The 16,573-nt window shown below is 72.1% G+C and carries 10 protein-coding genes; 4 read left to right on the top strand and 6 right to left on the bottom strand.

The window, feature by feature from the left end; all coding sequences use genetic code 11:
• Positions 1-3 precede the first annotated feature (3 nt).
• Together CP982_RS17745 and CP982_RS17750 are read left to right on the top strand one after the other, a co-directional pair.
• The gene (locus CP982_RS17745; RefSeq protein ID WP_229879817.1) at positions 4-2,208 is read left to right on the top strand and encodes a CDP-glycerol glycerophosphotransferase family protein; all 2,205 of its coding nucleotides are present in this window, start codon (positions 4-6) and stop codon (positions 2,206-2,208) included.
• Positions 2,205-3,827: a glycosyltransferase family 2 protein gene (locus CP982_RS17750; RefSeq protein WP_170316451.1), complete on the top strand. Its 1,623-nt coding sequence runs from the start codon at positions 2,205-2,207 to the stop codon at positions 3,825-3,827. The genes CP982_RS17745 and CP982_RS17750 overlap by 4 nt, the downstream gene beginning before the upstream one ends.
• Here the strand turns inward: CP982_RS17750 and CP982_RS17755 are convergent.
• The 3 genes from CP982_RS17755 to CP982_RS17765 all read right to left on the bottom strand — a co-directional run bounded on the left by CP982_RS17755 (position 3,786) and on the right by CP982_RS17765 (position 10,350).
• Positions 3,786-4,334, bottom strand: coding sequence for a GtrA family protein (locus tag CP982_RS17755; protein ID WP_150511438.1), 549 nt, complete (start codon positions 4,332-4,334; stop codon positions 3,786-3,788). The genes CP982_RS17750 and CP982_RS17755 overlap by 42 nt on opposite strands.
• Positions 4,331-5,116 carry a polyprenol monophosphomannose synthase gene (locus CP982_RS17760; RefSeq protein ID WP_361836469.1) on the bottom strand — a complete coding sequence of 262 codons (786 nt, stop codon included), beginning with the start codon at positions 5,114-5,116 and terminating at the stop codon, positions 4,331-4,333. Before CP982_RS17760 ends, CP982_RS17755 begins: the two co-directional genes overlap by 4 nt.
• A gap of 260 nt (positions 5,117-5,376) precedes the next feature.
• Positions 5,377-10,350, bottom strand: a complete 4,974-nt coding sequence (locus CP982_RS17765; protein WP_150511440.1) for an NAD-glutamate dehydrogenase — start codon at positions 10,348-10,350, stop codon at positions 5,377-5,379.
• A gap of 489 nt (positions 10,351-10,839) precedes the next feature.
• Here CP982_RS17765 and CP982_RS17770 point away from each other — a divergent pair, with 489 nt between their 5' ends.
• The gene (locus tag CP982_RS17770) at positions 10,840-11,406 is read left to right on the top strand and encodes a DJ-1/PfpI family protein (protein ID WP_150511441.1); all 567 of its coding nucleotides are present in this window, start codon (positions 10,840-10,842) and stop codon (positions 11,404-11,406) included.
• Between the two features lie 37 nt (positions 11,407-11,443).
• On the opposite strand, the gene CP982_RS17775 is transcribed toward CP982_RS17770, so the two are convergent.
• A complete protein-coding gene (locus CP982_RS17775) occupies positions 11,444-12,112 on the bottom strand; it encodes an HAD family hydrolase (protein ID WP_150511442.1) in 669 nt (222 codons plus the stop codon).
• Between the two features lie 74 nt (positions 12,113-12,186).
• Entirely contained in the window at positions 12,187-12,702 is a 516-nt protein-coding gene (locus tag CP982_RS17780; RefSeq protein ID WP_150511443.1) for a DUF6912 family protein, read from the bottom strand.
• 323 nt (positions 12,703-13,025) lie between these two features.
• Here CP982_RS17780 and CP982_RS42540 point away from each other — a divergent pair, with 323 nt between their 5' ends.
• On the top strand, positions 13,026-13,544 hold the full coding sequence (locus CP982_RS42540) for an Rv3235 family protein (protein ID WP_229879815.1): 519 nt from the start codon (positions 13,026-13,028) through the stop codon (positions 13,542-13,544).
• A 65-nt stretch (positions 13,545-13,609) separates the two neighbouring features.
• On the opposite strand, the gene secA is transcribed toward CP982_RS42540, so the two are convergent.
• A complete protein-coding gene (gene secA, locus CP982_RS17790; protein ID WP_150511444.1) occupies positions 13,610-16,465 on the bottom strand; it encodes a preprotein translocase subunit SecA in 2,856 nt (951 codons plus the stop codon).
• Between the last annotated feature and the right edge of the window lie 108 nt (positions 16,466-16,573).

Here is a 16,573-nt window from a genome sequence, read left to right on the forward strand (position 1 = left end):
CGCGTGCGACCACAGCTGAGCGTCGTCGTCCACGGCCGCAACGTCCAGGGCCACTTGGGCGAGAGCCTCGACGCCCTCGCCCGCCAGGCCGGCGCCGACGTGGAGGTCGTCGTCGCCGCCGTCGGCACCTCCGCGCGGGCGGCGGCCGCCCGCCACCCCGGCCTCACCCTCGTCGCCCTGCCCGAGGAGACCCCGGACGGCGCGGCGCGCGCGGCGGGCGCCGCCCGCGCCGGGGGCCGCTGGCTGCACTTCGTGCCCAGCAAGGACAGCGTGCCGACGGGCGCCGCCCGCGCCGTCGCCGAGCGCGCGGCCGCGCTGCCGGACACCGTGGACGTCCTGCTCACCGACCACACCAGGTCGACGTGGCGCCACACACGGCGGCCGAGCCCCGACGGCCGGTTCCTGGCGGAGCCGGGCCGCCGGGAGGTGTCGCTCGCGGACTGCCCCGACCTGCTCAAGGTCACCCCGGTCCTGGGCAACCGGGTGCTGCGCCGGGACTTCTGGCGGGACCGCCAGGACCTGCTTGCCACGGACGACGAGCTGTTCGCCGCGTACGCCGCGCTCCTGACCGCCGACCGGATCGCCGTGTTCGACCAAGCCGCCCTGGAGGAGCGCCGGTTGCGGCCCGAGAGCCTGCCGCCGCCGACGGCCGAGGACCACTTCGCCCTCCTGGAGACGTACGAGCGACTGCTGCGCCTGGCCGAGCAGCGGGCGGCGGGCCCGGGTCCCTTCGGCGTCCTGTACGTGGCGATGGTCACCGCGGGCCTGCGGACCGTCGCCCGCGCGGGGCTCCCGGAGCCGCAGGCCCGCGAGTTCTTCCACCGCGCCGCGCTCGCGGCGGTCGCCTTCCGGCCGCCCGGGCACCGGCGCCCCGGCGGCCTGGAGGGTGTGCGCCGCCGCCTGCTCGAAGAGGACGCGTACACGAAGTACCGCGCCTTCCAACTGGCCGACCAGCGGCGCCGCAAGCTGAGATCGGCGGTGGCGGGCGGCAGGCGCAGGGCGGCGAAGACGGTCCGCGACATCCAGTACCACCAGGACCTGAGGCGCCCCCTCGACCCCCGCCTCGCGGTGTTCTCGGCCTACTGGGACCGGGGCGTCGCCTGCAACCCGGGCGCGATCGCGGCGAAGCTCGCCGAGCTCGCTCCCCACATCCACCCGGTGTGGGTGGTGTCGCGGGCCAACGAGCCGCTGCTTCCGCCGGGCACGGACCACGTCGTCCCCGGCACCCGCCGCTACTGGCGCGTCATGGCGACGGCGAAGTACCTGGTGAACAACGCCAACTTCCCCAACGCGATCGTCAAGCGGCAGGGCTCCGTGCACCTCCAGACCCACCACGGCACCCCGCTCAAGCGCATGGGCCTCGACCAGCTCGACTACCCGGCCGCCGCACAGGGCCTGAACTTCCACGAGCTGCTCGCCCGCGTCGACCGCTGGGACTACAGCGTCAGCTCCAACAGCCACTCCACCCAGATGTGGCAGCGCGCCTACCAGTCCCGCTACACCGAGCTGGACCACGGCTACCCGCGCAACGACGTCTACTACACCGCGACGGCCGCCGACGTCCGGGCCGTCCGCGACCGCCTCGGCATCGCCCCCGGCAAGCGCGCCCTGCTCTACGCGCCCACGCACCGCGACTACGAGGCGACCTGGACCCCGCGCCTGGACCTGGCCGCCCTGGCGAGCCGCCTCGGCGAGGACACCGTCCTGCTCGTCCGGGGCCACTACTTCTACGGCGGCGCGGGCTCCTCCCCCGCCGCCCCGCGCCGCACCGGCCGGATCGTCGACGTGTCCGCGTACGACCCGGTGGAGGACCTCGCCCTGGCAGCGGACGCCCTGGTCACGGACTACTCGTCCCTCATGTTCGACTACGCCAACCTGGACCGGCCGATCGTCGTCTACGCCGACGACTGGGAGACGTACGCGAAGACCCGCGGGGTCTACTTCGACCTCCTGGCCGAGCCCCCCGGCGCGGTGGCGCGCACCCAGGAGGAGCTGACGGAGATCCTCACCACCGACGCCTGGCGGGACGCGGCGGCGCGGCGGGCGCGGGCGGCCTTCCGGCGCCGCTTCTGCGAGTTCGACGACGGGCGGGCGGCGGAGCGGGTGGTGCGCCGCGTGTTCCTCGACGAACCGGAGTCGGCGCTGCCGCCCGTCGTACCGCTCGACGAGCGCGTCCCCGCCCCGACCCCCGAGGAGGCGGTCCTGTGACCCCCGACGTGACGATCACCGTCATCGTCCACAACGACGCGGCCCGCCTGCCGCGCGCGGTCCGCTCCGCGCTCCGCCAGACCCACGGCGACATCGAAGTGATCATCAGCGACGACCACTCGACGGACGACACCCCGCGCGTGGCCCGCGAACTCGCCGCCCGGGACCCGCGCGTCAGCCATCTGCGGCTGCCGGAGAACAGCGGCGGCTGCAGCGCGCCCCGCAACCGCGCGATCGACGTCGCCCGCGCCCCGTACCTGATGTTCCTCGACAGCGACGACGAACTCCCCGAGCGCGCCGTGGAGTCGCTGCTCGCCGCGCACGCCGAGCGGGAGGCCGACTTCGCGATGGGCGCGGTGGAGCGCGTCCGCGTCGACACCGGGCGCACCTCCACCTGGATGCCCCACCTGGTCGCGGAGCGCCGCACGGTCGAGGGCATCGCGACCGAACCGGCCCTGCTCTTCGAGCACTTGGCGACGAGCAAGATGTACCGCAAGTCCTTCCTCGACCGGAACGGCCTCCGCTTCCCCGAGGGCATCCACTACGAGGACCAGCTCTTCTCGGCCCAGGCCTACTGCCTGGCCAAGGCCTTCACCGTGATCCCCGACCCCGTCTACCGCTGGTACATAGAGCCGTACGGAGCCGCGTCCGCGGCCTCCATCTCCAACCAGCGGCACAAGCTGAGCAACGTGCGCGACCGCGTGCACGTCCAGGGCCTCATCGACGACTTCCTGCGCACCAGCGGCCACACGGACCTGCGCGAGGCCAAGGACTACAAGTTCCTCAAGCACGACTTCCGCATGTACGCGGGCGACCTGCCCTACCGCGACGACGCCTGGCTGCGCGGCTTCGCGGACCTCGTGAACCCGTATCTGGCGGGCCTGTCCCCCGCGGCGTACGAGCGCCTTCCGCGCGCCGAGCGCGTGGTCCTGCGCCTGGTGCGGGACGGGCGCCTCGCCGAGGCGCGCATCGCGGCCCGCGGCCTCGGCCACGCCCTGGCCCCGCGCGAGGCGGCGGCGGACGCCGACGGCCGCCTCTACTGGGGCGCGCGCGTGCCGGACACCCCCGCGGCCCGGCGCGACCTCGACCTCACAGAGCTTGGCCTGGAAACCCGGCCGTTCCCGAGCGCCCTGTTCCGCCACGAGCTGACCCGCGTCGAGCCGGGCCCCGGTGCGCGCCTGCTCCTGCGCGTGCGCACCTACGACCCGGGGCTCCGGCTCCCGGTGGGCCCGCAGGTGGCGTCCCTGGTGGTCGCCCCCGGCGGGCGGCGCCTGACGGTCCGCTTCCGTCTGGACCCCGTACGCCCCGGCGTCTTCGCGGGCGACGCCGTCCTCGACCTGGCCGCGGCCGCGCTGCCGCCGCGGGGCTTCGCGGGCGCCCGGCACCCGGTGCTCCAGCTGACCGAGGGCCCGCTGCGCAACAGCGGCCTGCTGCTCGCGCCCCTGGACTTCCCCGCGGTCACGGCCCGCGTCGGCTACCGGCACGGCACCGCCCCGCACCGGGTCACGGTGGAGCCGGAGGGCCGGGGCGCGGGCCGCCTCCAGCTGCGCTGGACGCCCGTGGGCGCGACGGCCCGGCTACGCGGAGCGGCGCGGCTCCTGAAGGGCGTGCTGCGCTGACGCGCGGTGCTGGAACACCCACGTCCGGTACACCAGGAACCGGAAGGCCGACGCCAGGAGGATGGACTGGGCCTTGGCGACGTTGGCGCCGAGGGGGCCGTTCATCCCCGCCCCGTGGTACGCCGCGTAGAAGAGCAGGGTCTCCATCGCGACGCCGATGCTGCTGAAGGCGAAGAACAGGACGATCTGGCGCCGGGTGCGCCGGGCCCGGTCCCGGTAGGCGAAGAAGCGGAAGCCCAGGTAGTTGGTGCCCATGGCGACCACGCTGGCGAGGACCGTCGCGGCCATCGGGGCCGAACCCAGGCCGTGCAGCAGGAGGTTGAAGACGAGGAAGTTGACCGCGACGCCGCTGCCGCCGACCACGCCGAACTTGACGAGCTCCACGCACAGGCGGCGCAGGCGCGCCGGGACCCGCCGCGGCCGCGCCGGGCGCTGCCCCTGCGCCGCCGCGGGCGCCTCGTGCGGCGCGGCCGCGAGCCGGGCCGCCTCGTGGACCGTGCTCGTCATCCCAGCGGCCCCCGGTCGCCGCGCGCCGCCCGCGCCGCCCGGCCCACGAGGGCGTCGCGCGCCCCGCGGCGCGTGTCGCGAAGGCGCAGCTTCCAGGGCATGGCGACCGACTCCAGCTGCACCATCAGATTCATCTTGGACTCGCCGACGGTGCGGTCCTCGAAGTGGATGGGCACCTCCACCAGGCCGAAGCCGTGGCGCAGCGCGCGGTACTTCATCTCGACCTGGAAGCTGTAGCCCGCGCTGTCGACCGTCGCGAGGTCCACGGCGCGCACGGCGTCGGCGCGCCACAGGTTGAAGCCGCCGGTGATGTCCCGGACCCGGGTGCCGAGGATCGTGCCCGCGTACGCGTTGGCCCAGCGGGACAGCAGCTTGCGGTGGGCGCCCCAGGCGTCGGAGAGGGTGCCGCCCTGGACGTAGCGGCTGCCGACGACGACGCCGGCGCCGGTGGCGAGGGCCACGCCGAGCAGCTCGGCGACCTTGTCCGCGGGGTGGCTGCCGTCGGCGTCCATCTGCAGCACGTACTGCGCGCCGTCGGCGACGGCGCGCGCCATGCCCGCCGCGTAGGCCCGGCCGAGGCCGTCCTTCTCGGTGCGGTGCAGCACGCTCATGCGGCGCGTCCCGTACGTCTCCTCGACGCGGCGCGCGTGTTCCTCGGCGAGGGCCCCGGTGCCGTCGGGGCTGGAGTCGTCGACGACGAGCAGGCGCAGGCCGGGCAGCGGCAGCGCCATGAGGGCCCTGGCCATGCCGGGCAGGCTGCCCGCCTCGTTGTACGTCGGCATCACGACGGTGAGCGGGGTGGCCCCCCACTCCTCCGGCAGCTGCGGCGCTCCGAAGGCACGGACCGCGCTTTCCGCAGCGTCCAGCGGACTTGCTTCTGTCATCGGCTTACCCTGTGACCTTCCCGAAATAATCTCATCCACCGTACCCCAAATGCCCGATTTGCCAGAGCAGGCGCGTGCGGCGCGTACGGCGTGTACGGACGCGAAAACGCCGGGGCGCCCCGCACCGATCGGTGCGGGGCGCCCCGGCCGCGTACGGACTACGAATGCGTGCGCAGCAGCGTGCGCATCGTCCTCATGGCCACCGACAGGTTCGCCAGGTCGAAGGCGTCCGAGCCCTGGATCTCCTCCAGGGTGGTGCGGGCGCGGCCGAGGATCGCGGCGTTCTTCTCCTCCCACGCCTTGAAGCGCTGCTCGGGAGTCGAGGAGCCGTTGCCCACCGCGAGCACGTCGGCCGTCAGGGCGGAGTGCGCCGCGTACAGGTCCTCGCGGATGGAGGCCCGCGCCATGGACTGCCAGCGGTCGTTGCGCGGCAGCTCGATGATGCGGTCCATCAGCTGCGTGATCCGCAGCCGGTCGGCGAGGTCGTAGTACACCTCGGCGACGTCAAGCGGCTCCCGGTCCACGCGGTCGGCGACGGCGACGATGTCCAGGGCCGGGAAGGCCGAGGAGAACCCGGCCACGCGCCGGGCCAGCTCGTCCGGCACCCCGGCGCCGGTCAGCTCCTCGCGGATGCTCTCGTACCACTCCAGGTCCGAGCCGCGCACCAGCTTGGGCAGCGCCGCCCACACCTGCGTGACGCCCTCGCTGAAGAAGGTGACCGTCTCGGCGAGCTGCAACGGCTGCGGCCGGTTGTTGAGCAGCCAGCGCGTGCCGCGCTCGACGAGGCGGCGGCAGTGCAGGCGGACCCGCGTCTGCACGTCGGCGGCCACCACGTTGTCCAGGGACTCGACGGCGTCCCACACCTCGCCGAGCCCGAAGATCTCGCGCGCGGCGAGCTGCGCCCGGACGATCTCCTCCAGGGAGGCGCCGGTCTCCTCGCGAAGCCGGTGCAGGAAGGTCGAGCCGCCCGAGTTCACGGTGTCGTTGACCAGGACCGTGGTGATGATCTCGCGGCGCAGCGCGTGCCCGTCGACCTGCTCGGGGAACTTCTCCCGCAGCGCCTTCGGGAAGTACGCGTGCAGCAGGCGCCGCAGGTACTCGTCGTCCGGCAGCGAGGTCTGGAACAGCTCGTCCGCCGTCACGATCTTCGTGTACGCGAGGAGCACGGCCAGCTCGGGCTGCGACAGACCGCGCCCGGAGCCCAACAGCTCGCGGATCTGCCGGTCGGTCGGCAGGAACTCCAGGGAGCGGTCCAGATGGCCCTCGCGGCCCAGGCGCCGCATGAAGCGCTGGTGCGCGTGCAGCAGCGAGGGGGCCTCGAAGACGGAGTTGGCGAGCGCCGTGTTCTGCGCGTAGTTGTTGCGCAGGACGAGCTGGCCGACCTCGTCGGTCATCTGGGCGAGCAGCTTGTTGCGCTGCTTGACGGTCATGTCCCCGGCCTGCACCACGGCGTTCAGCAGGATCTTGATGTTCACCTCGTGGTCGGAGGTGTCCACGCCCGCGCTGTTGTCGATGGCGTCGGTGTTGATGCGGCCGCCGGAGCGTGCGAACTCGATCCGGCCGAGCTGGGTGAGACCGAGGTTGCCGCCCTCGCCGACGACCTTCACGCGCAGGTCGGCGCCGTTGACGCGGATGGCGTCGTTGGCCTTGTCGCCCACGTCCGCGTGCGACTCGGCGGACGCCTTCACATAGGTGCCGATGCCGCCGTTCCACAGCAGGTCGACCGGCGACTTCAGGATGGCCTGCATCAGCTCGGCGGGCGTCATCTTGGCGCCGCCGGTCTGGATGCCGAGGGCCTCGCGGATGTGCGCGTTGAGCTGGATCGCCTTGGCCGAGCGCGGGAAGATCCCGCCGCCCGGGGAGAGCAGTTCCTTGTTGTAGTCGGCCCAGCTGGAGCGGGGCAGCTCGAAGAGGCGGCGGCGCTCGGCGTACGAGGTGGCCGCGTCCGGGTTCGGATCGATGAAGATGTGCCGGTGGTCGAAGGCGGCCACCAGCCGGATGTGCTCCGACAGGAGCATGCCGTTGCCGAACACGTCGCCGGACATGTCGCCGACGCCGACGACCGTGAAGTCCTCGGTCTGCGTGTTCACGCCCAGCTCGCGGAAGTGCCGCTTCACGGACTCCCAGGCGCCGCGCGCGGTGATGCCCATGCCCTTGTGGTCGTAGCCCGCGCTGCCGCCGGAGGCGAAGGCGTCGCCGAGCCAGAAGTTGTAGTTCTCGGCGACCTCGTTGGCGATGTCCGAGAACGTCGCCGTGCCCTTGTCGGCCGCGACCACCAGATAGGTGTCGTCCTCGTCGTGGCGCACCACGTCGGCCGGGGGCACGACCTCGCCCGCGACCAGGTTGTCCGTGATGTCGAGCAGCGCCGAGATGAAGATCTTGTAGCAGGCCACGCCCTCGGCGAGCCACGCGTCGCGGTCCACCGACGGGTCGGGCAGCTGCTTGGCGACGAAGCCGCCCTTCGCGCCGACCGGCACGATCACGGTGTTCTTCACCATCTGCGCCTTGACCAGGCCGAGGATCTCCGTACGGAAGTCCTCACGCCGGTCGGACCAGCGCAGACCGCCGCGCGCGACCTTGCCGAAGCGCAGGTGCACGCCCTCCACGCGCGGCGAGTACACCCAGATCTCGTACGCGGGCCGCGGCGCCGGCAGGTCGGGGATGGCCTGCGGGTCGAACTTCATGGAGACGTAGCCGTGCGGCCTGCCGCCCGCCGCCTCCTGGAAGAAGTTGGTGCGCAGCGTCGCCTTGATGACGGTGAGGAAGGAGCGCAGGATGCGGTCCTCGTCCAGGCTCGCGACCTGGTCGAGGGCCCCGTCGAGCTCTTCGAGCAGTCCGTCGGTCAGCTCGGTGCCCGCGCGCTGGCGGTCCGGCGACATCCGGGCCTCGAAGAGGGAGACGAGCAGCCGCGTGGTGTGGACGTTGTTGCGGAGGGTGTCCTCCATATAGTCCTGGCTGAAGGTGGAGCCCGCCTGGCGCAGGTACTTGGCGTACGCGCGCAGGACCATCGCCTGGCGCCAGTTCAGACCGGCGCGCAGGACGAGCGAGTTGAAGCCGTCGACCTCGGCCTCGCCGGCCCAGGCGGCGGCGAAGGCCTCCTGGAAGCGCTCGCGGCCGTCGTCGCCCAGGTAGTCACCGCTGCCGTTGCCCAGCTTGGGCAGGCGCAGACCGAAGTCGTAGATCCACGCGTTCGTACGGTCCGCGCAGCGCAGCTCGTACGGACGCTCGTCGGTGACCTCCACGCCCAGGCGCTGCAGGACCGGCAGGACCGCGGACAGCGAGACCTGGCCGCCGGAGCGGTAGATCTTGAAGCGGCGCTCGTCGGGGGCGGCGCCCACCGGCTCGTACAGGCTGAGCGCGAAGTCCTTGTGGCCCTGCTGGAGGTGCTCCAGGTGGACCAGGTCGGCGACGGCGGCGCGCGGCGTGTGGTCGGCCTTGTAGCCCTCGGGGAACGCGCCCTGGTAGCGGCGGAGCAGCTCGGCGGCGCGCTCCTCGCCGCACTCGGCGGTCAGCGCCTCGGCGAAGCCGTCGGCCCAGGAGCGGGCGGCCTCCACCAGACGGGACTCGATGCGCTCGACGTCGGAGTCGGAGAGCGCCGGGACCTCGCCGCCCTTGGGCACCCGGACCACGAAGTGGATGCGGGACAGGATCGACTCGGTGTTCCAGGCCGTGAAGTCGACGCTGGCGCCGTTCAGCTCCTCCTTGAGGATGTCGATGATCCGCAGCCGTACGCCGGTGGTGTAGCGGTCGCGCGGCAGGTAGACCAGGGCCGAGTAGTAGCGGCCGTACACGTCCTTGCGCAGGTAGAGCCTGAGGCGGCGGCGCTCCTGGAGGTACAGGACGCTGGTGACGATCGACCGCAGCTCGTCGGGCGGCGTCTGGAACAGCTCGTCGCGCGGGTACGTCTCCAGGATCTGGAGCAGGTCGCGGCCGTCGTGGCTGTTGGGCGAGAAGCCCGCGCCCCTCAGGACCTCGGCGACCTTGCGCCGGATGACGGGCACGCGGCGCACCGACTCGGTGTACGCGGCGCTGGAGAACAGGCCGAGGAAGCGGCGCTCGCCCACCACGTTGCCGTCGGCGTCGAACTTCTTCACGCCGACGTAGTCGAGGTAGGACGGCCGGTGGACGGTCGCGCGGCTGTTGGCCTTCGTCAGGACGAGGAGCTTGTGCTCGCGGGCCTTGGCACGGGCGTCGGCGGGCAGCCGGTTGAAGGACGGGCCGCCCGGGTGGTGGTCGTCGCCGCTGTGCTTGGGGTCGGAGCGCAGGATGCCGAGGCCGGAGCCGGGCACGGCGGTCAGGGAGTCCTCGTCGGTGAGGTCGTACTCCCGGAAGCCGAGGAAGGTGAAGTGGTCGGCGGCCAGCCAGCGGAGCAGCTCGCGGGCCTCCTCGACGTCCTCGCCGCCGACGTCGGACGCGGTCGGCTCGGTCGGCAGCTCGTCGGCGATGCGCAGCGCGGAGTCGCGCATCTTCTCCCAGTCCTCGACGGTCTCGCGGACGTCGGACAGGATGCGCAGCAGGTCGGTGGTGATCTGCTTCAGGTCGGAGCGGTCGGTCTCGCGGTCGATCTCGACGTGGATCCACGACTCGGTGAGGGTGTCGTGCGGCTTGTCCGCCCCGGCCGCCTGCGCGGGCAGCACCTCGAGGAGCTTGCCGGTCAGGTCGCGGCGCACGCTGACCTGCGGGTGGATGACGACGTGGATGCCACGGCCCTGCCGCGACAGCTCGTTCGTCACGGAGTCGACGAGGAAGGGCATGTCGTCGGTGACCACCTCGACGACGGAGTGGCTGCACGTCCAGCCGTTCTCCTCCACCGTGGGCGTGTGCACGCGGACGTTCGCGGTGCCCTGCGGGCGGGTCTCGGCGAGACGGTGGTGCGAGAAGGCGGCGCCGAAGACGTCGACCGGGTCGCGGTCGGTGAGGTCCTCGGGTGCGGTGTGCAGGTAGTAGCGCTGGAGGAACGCGAGCACCTTGTCCTGGTCGGCCTGGGCGGCCCGGTCCGCGTCTGACCCGCCACCGCCCTTCGACCCGGTCGGTGCTCCCGTTGGCAGGCGCCCCCCGACCGGGCTGTTCTCAGCTACCCGGGCGGCCCGCGCGAGCAGCTCGGCCTTGGCTTCGTCCAGCTTGGTCTGCATTGTCCTCTGACTCCTGTCGCGCGCCGTTGCGTGACGTAGAAGGAAGTGATGTGACATAACGCCGCGACGCGGGGTCTCCGGCCGGTGTCGACGTTATGCCGCGATGAGCGATGAGCGGGCGGGATTCCGCCATTTCCGGGGTGATCGTTGACCGGTCCTGGGCGTCGCGCTGACCGCGCTGTCCGCACCGTGGGAAAACGTCAGCGCGGCGCCCGGCACGGATGTCCTCCGTGCATAGCGGGCGCAAGGCGGAGGCGGCCGTGCCTCCGCGGGATATCGCGCTGATCACGGGACAAGGCTATCGCCCCCCACCGGGAACTCGTCATGAGCCGTATGTGTACAAAACCTGGGCCCGAACTTTGACAGTCTGCACAGTCCTGGCCCCCTCGGCCCCCGTACGGCCCGGGAGGCCCTCTTGGCAAACGTCCCCGCCGGATGCACGTTGGCCGGGACGGGCGCCACGAGGCGGCCGAGCAGGGGAGCGAAGCGATGGCAGCCAAGATCCTGATCGTCACCGGTGACGCGGCGGAGTCACTGGAAGTCCTCTACCCGTTCCAGCGACTGCGCGAGGAGGGGTACGACGTCCACATCGCCGCCCCGTCCCGCAAGAAGCTCCAGTTCGTCGTGCACGACTTCGAGCCGGGCTTCGACACCTACACCGAGAAGCCCGGTTACACCTGGCCGGCCGACCTGGCCTTCGCGGAGGTCGACCCAGGCCAGTACGTCGCCCTCGTCGTCCCCGGCGGGCGGGCGCCCGAGTACCTGCGCGGCGACCCCGAGCTCCGCAAGATCCTCAAGGCCTTCTTCGACGCGGACAAGCCGGTGGCGCAGATCTGTCACGGCCCCCTGCTCACCGCGGCCGTCGGCGGCCTCGCGGGCCGCCGCGTCACCGCCTATCCGGCCCTGGAGATCGACATGCAGACCGCCGGGGCCACCTTCCAGGACGCGGAGGCGGTCGTCGACGGCACGCTGGTCTCGGCTCGGGCGTGGCCGGACCACTCGCGCTGGATGCGTGAGTTCCTCACGGTGCTCAGGGCGAAGGCCCCCGTGACCTAGCCACCGGCATCGCTGCGGGCAGCCGGTCCGCCCCGGGCTACGCCGCCAGGCTCTCCGCCAGGTCCACGGCCTCGTCGAGGGAGTCCACGACGGGAACCCCGGCGGCCTCCAGGCTGCCCCGGCTGTGCGACCCCCCGGTGTACAGCACGGCGCGCGCCCCCACGTGCGCCGCGGCGACCGCGTCGTCCACCGCGTCCCCGATCACGACGATCCGCGACGCCTCGACGCCGTCGAGCGCCGCGAGGTGCCGCACCATCCGCTCGGCCTTCCCCGTGTGCGAGCCGTCCGTACGCCCGTCGATCCGTACGAAGCGCTCGGCGATCCCGTGTATGCGCACCAGCGGCACCAGCTGCTCGTGCGGCGCTAGGGAGAGGAGGGACTGCGTCCGCCCCGCGGCCTGCCGCGCGGCGAGCAGCTCCGCCGCGCCCTCGGCGAGGACGCACGCGTCCACCCGCGCCCCGTAGTGCTTGTGGAAGACGGCGTCCATCATCAGCCACTCGGCGTCCGTGGGCAGCCGCCCCATCAGCCGCTCGTAGAACAGCGGCACCGGCACGCAGTACAGCTCGCGATACCGCTCAAGAGTGATCGGCTCCAGGCCTATCTCGACGAACGACGCGTTCGTCGCGTCGATCACGGCGTGGATGTCGTGCAGAAGTGTGCCGTTCCAGTCCCAGACGATGTGGGCCCCGTGCTGCTGCTTCCCCATGCACAAAACCGTACCCGGCCCCACTGACAGCACCGCCCCCACAGCCCACCCGGGGCCGGTGCGGGCGGTCCGGCTCAGGCCCCGGGGCCGACCAGGTTCGGGATCTCCTGCGTCGCGTACCAGAGCAGCTCGTGGTCCTCCGCGCCGTCCACGACGAACTGCGCGTCGTCGTCGCCCTGGTCCGCAGCCCCGAGGGCGTCCGCCGCCGCCGTCACGTCCGCGTCGGCGTCGTCCGCGTCGACGTGCACGGCCGCCGCCTTGGCCAGCGGCAGCGCGCCCGCGATCCGCACCTCGCCGAGCGCCCCCGCGTCCAGGCCCCGGTCGGGGTCGGCCACGGCGGCGCCGTCCGGCACGTCCGCCGCGAGGACGACCCGGCGCCGCGCGGTGCCCGGCTCGCCCGCGAGCAGCCGCAGCGAGGCGAGCGCCGCCCGGTTGAGGGCCGCGTACTCCAGCTCCTCGATGTCGTCGGACACGTACCACTCGCGCAGCGCGGGCGTCACGGCGTACGCGGTCAGCGGCCCGGGACCCACCTCGCCCGCCTCGTGCGCCTGCGCGAGACGGGGCAGTGTCAGGGGTACGTACACGCGCATGGCTTGGCCGCTTTCGTAGGTGCGAAGGCTCCTGGCAGGGCCTTCAGGATACGTGCGCGGGTCCCCCTTCGAGGTGCCGCCCGAGCCCGTCGCCGCGTCCACGCCCGTCCGGCGCGTCACCCGCCCCGGCCCCGTGGCCAGGCGGCCGCGGCCCCCTCCGCTCACCCTGATGAGCGAATCGATGGGGCACGCCCGCCGCCCCCTCGGAAGCGTTGCCACGGCCGCCCTCGCCGCCGTACAAGATCCCAGTGAAGTTACCCCTCGGTATTCCGGCCCCGGCCGCGCCTCCCGGGGGCCGCTCCTGCCCTTACGGAGGTCCAGCCGTGCCCCAGTCGCCCACTCCGCCGCCGACGGCCGCCGCGCCCGGCATGCCGAAGGTCATGACCCGCCCCCGCCGCCCCGCGAGCACCCGCCCCGCCGCGTCCCGGCCTCCGGCGGGCCGTCCGCCCGGCCGCCCCGATCCGCGCCGCCCGGGCTCCCGGTCGCACCGCGTGCCCGCGCAGCCTCCCCCGCACCCGGCGGAGCTCTTCACGGAGCTGCTGTTACTGGTGCTCAGCGGCCAGCGCCCGGTCCACGCGGTGGCCCGCCACGTCGCCCACACCGCCTACGACGACCTGGTCCGGCTCGCCGAGCTGCTGCCGCTGCGCTCGGTCGGCGGCCACCGGCCCGCCGTGCGGCGCGTCGGCCACTACGAGGTGCGGCCCGGCGTCTACGAGGTCTTCGCCCGCGTCGGCGCGGGCCCCGCCCTGCGCGCCCTGGCGTTCCGGCTGCACCGGGGCGACGACGAGCGCTGGCGCTGCACCGCCGTGGAGGTCGACAGCGGCGTACGGCACCAGGTGTGAACCCCTACGGACGCCGAAGGGCCGGGCACCCACCGGCACCCGGCCCCACTCGGTCCGCTCAGCGCTTACTTCTTGCGGCGCCGGCCGCCCTTCTGGGCCTTGCGGCGCTCCGCGCGCGTCATGCCGTCACCGGCCGCGGCCGCAGCCGCACCCGTGGGCTCGCCGGAGGTCGTGAAGTCGCCCTCGTCGACACCGCCCTCGGCGTTCGGCGCCTGGAAGTGCAGGCGGTCCGGGCGCTGCGGGGCGTCCAGGCCCTTGGCGCGGATCTCCGGGCGGGCAGCACCGGCCGGAACCGCGTCCTGCACGCCGTCCTTCACCAGGGACGGCGCGGCGTCCGCCACGGGGACCTCCTCGACCTGCTGCTCGACCTGGACCTCCAGGTTGAACAGATAGCCGACGGACTCCTCCTTGATGCCGTCCATCATGGCGTTGAACATGTCGAAGCCCTCGCGCTGGTACTCGACCAGCGGGTCCTTCTGCGCCATGGCGCGGAGGCCGATGCCCTCCTGGAGGTAGTCCATCTCGTAGAGGTGCTCGCGCCACTTGCGGTCGAGGACCGACAGGACCACGCGGCGCTCCAGCTCCCGCATGATCTCGGAGCCGAGCTGCGCCTCCCGGGCCTCGTACTGCTGGCGGACGTCTTCCTTGATGGCCTCGGAGATGAACTCGGCGGTCAGGCCCGCGCGGTCGCCGACCTCGTCCTCCAGCTCCTCGATGGTGACCTTCACCGGATACAGCTGCTTGAAGGCGCCCCAGAGGCGGTCGAGGTCCCACTCCTCCGCGAAGCCCTCGGCGCTCTCCGCCGCGACGTACGCGTCGATGGTGTCGTCCATGAAGTGCTGGACCTGCTCGTGCAGGTCCTCGCCCTCCAGGACGCGGCGGCGCTCGCCGTAGATGACCTCGCGCTGGCGGTTGAGGACCTCGTCGTACTTGAGGACGTTCTTGCGCGTCTCGAAGTTCTGCTGCTCGACCTGCGACTGGGCGGAGGCGATGGCGCGCGTGACCATCTTGTTCTCGATCGGCACGTCGTCCGGCACGTTCGCCATGGACATCACGCGCTCGACCATCTGGGCCTTGAAGAGGCGCATGAGGTCGTCGCCGAGGGAGAGGTAGAAGCGCGACTCACCGGGGTCGCCCTGACGGCCGGAGCGACCGCGCAGCTGGTTGTCGATGCGGCGGGACTCGTGCCGCTCGGTGCCGAGGACGTAGAGCCCGCCGAGCTCCTTGACCTCTTCGAACTCGGCCTTGACCGCCTGCTCGGCGCGCTCCAGGGCGGCGGGCAGCGCGTGCGCCCACTCCTCGATGTGCTCCTCGGGGTCGAGGCCCTGCTGGCGCAGCTCCGCCTCGGCGAGGTCCTCGGGGTTGCCGCCGAGCTTGATGTCCGTACCACGACCGGCCATGTTCGTGGCCACGGTCACGGCGCCCTTGCGGCCGGCCTGGGCGACGATCGTCGCCTCCCGGTCGTGCTGCTTGGCGTTGAGCACCTCGTGCTGGACGCCGCGCTTGGACAGCTGCTGCGAGAGGTACTCGGACTTCTCGACCGACGTCGTGCCGACGAGGATCGGCTGGCCCTTGTCGTGCTTCTCCGCGATGTCGTCGACGACGGCGGCGAACTTGGCGACCTCGGTGCGGTAGATGAGGTCCGACTGGTCCTTGCGGACCATCGGCCGGTTCGTCGGGATCGGGACGACGCCCAGCTTGTAGATCTGGTGGAACTCGGCGGCCTCGGTCATGGCCGTACCGGTCATGCCGGAGAGGCCGGGGACTTCCTTGCCCTCGTGGTCGGCGCGCTTGTAGAGGCGGAAGAAGTTCTGCAGGGTGATCGTGGCGAGGGTCTGGTTCTCGTCCTTGATGTCCACCCCTTCCTTCGCCTCGATCGCCTGGTGCATGCCCTCGTTGTAGCGGCGGCCGGCGAGGATGCGGCCGGTGTGCTCGTCGACGATCATGACTTCGCCGTCGATGACGACGTAGTCCTTGTCCTTCTTGAACAGTTCCTTGGCCTTGATGGCGTTGTTCAAGTAGCCGACGAGCGGGGTGTTCACCGACTCGTAGAGGTTGTCGATGCCCAGCCAGTCCTCGACCTTGGCGACGCCGGACTCGTGGATGCCGACGGTGCGCTTCTTCTCGTCGACCTCGTAGTCCCCGGTCTCCTCGATGCCCTTGAGTGGCTCGCCGGGCTTGCCCTTGGTGAGGCGGGTGACCAGCTTGGCGAAGTCGCCGTACCACTTGGTGGCCTGGTCGGCGGGGCCGGAGATGATCAGCGGCGTACGCGCCTCGTCGACGAGGATCGAGTCGACCTCGTCGACGATCGCGAAGTTGTGGCCGCGCTGGACCAGCTCGTCCTTCGACCACGCCATGTTGTCGCGGAGGTAGTCGAAGCCGAATTCGTTGTTCGTGCCGTAGGTGATGTCGCAGTTGTACATCTCGCGGCGCTGCGCGGGCGGCATGTTCGCCAGGATGCAGCCGACGTTCAGACCGAGGAACTTGTGGACGCGGCCCATCATTTCGGAGTCGCGCTCGGCCAGGTAGTCGTTGACCGTGATCAGGTGCACGCCCTTGCCCGAGAGCGCGTTCAGATACGCGGGCAGAGTGCCGACCAGCGTCTTGCCCTCACCGGTCTTCATCTCCGCGACATAACCCATGTGCAGGGCCGCGCCGCCCATGATCTGCACGTCGTAGTGGCGCTGGCCGAGGACGCGCTTGGCGGCCTCGCGCACGGTCGCGAACGCCTCCGGCATCAGGTCGTCGAGCGTTTCGCCGTCGGCATAGCGCTCCTTGTACTCCGCCGTCAGCGCGCGCAGCTCGGCGTCGGAGAGGACCGTGAAGTCCTCCTCGATGGAGTTGACCTGGTCCGCGATGCGGTGCAGCTTGCGCAGGATCTTGCCTTCGCCTGCACGCATGATCTTCGAGAGGACGGACACGAGGGTTGGTCTCCTTGCCGGTCGGGCCTGGCACGGTCGGTTGTACTCGTCGGGCAACGGCCATCGTATGCGAGGACCCGGCCACGCCGGGAGGCCTGCCAGTACGTC

Origin of the sequence: Streptomyces spectabilis (genome assembly GCF_008704795.1) — a bacterium.
Lineage (GTDB): Bacteria > Actinomycetota > Actinomycetes > Streptomycetales > Streptomycetaceae > Streptomyces > Streptomyces spectabilis.

Bases quoted from the DNA above. Each gene is read 5' to 3' on its own strand.
- CP982_RS17780 (WP_150511443.1), bottom strand. From the start codon at position 12,702: ATGCGCGTGTACGTACCCCTGACACTGCCCCGTCTCGCGCAGGCGCAC.
- CP982_RS17775 (WP_150511442.1), bottom strand. From the start codon at position 12,112: ATGGGGAAGCAGCAGCACGGGGCCCACATCGTCTGGGACTGGAACGGC.
- CP982_RS17770 (WP_150511441.1), top strand. From the start codon at position 10,840: ATGGCAGCCAAGATCCTGATCGTCACCGGTGACGCGGCGGAGTCACTG.
- CP982_RS17760 (WP_361836469.1), bottom strand. From the start codon at position 5,116: ATGCCGACGTACAACGAGGCGGGCAGCCTGCCCGGCATGGCCAGGGCC.
- CP982_RS17755 (WP_150511438.1), bottom strand. From the start codon at position 4,334: ATGACGAGCACGGTCCACGAGGCGGCCCGGCTCGCGGCCGCGCCGCAC.
- CP982_RS17765 (WP_150511440.1), bottom strand. From the start codon at position 10,350: ATGCAGACCAAGCTGGACGAAGCCAAGGCCGAGCTGCTCGCGCGGGCC.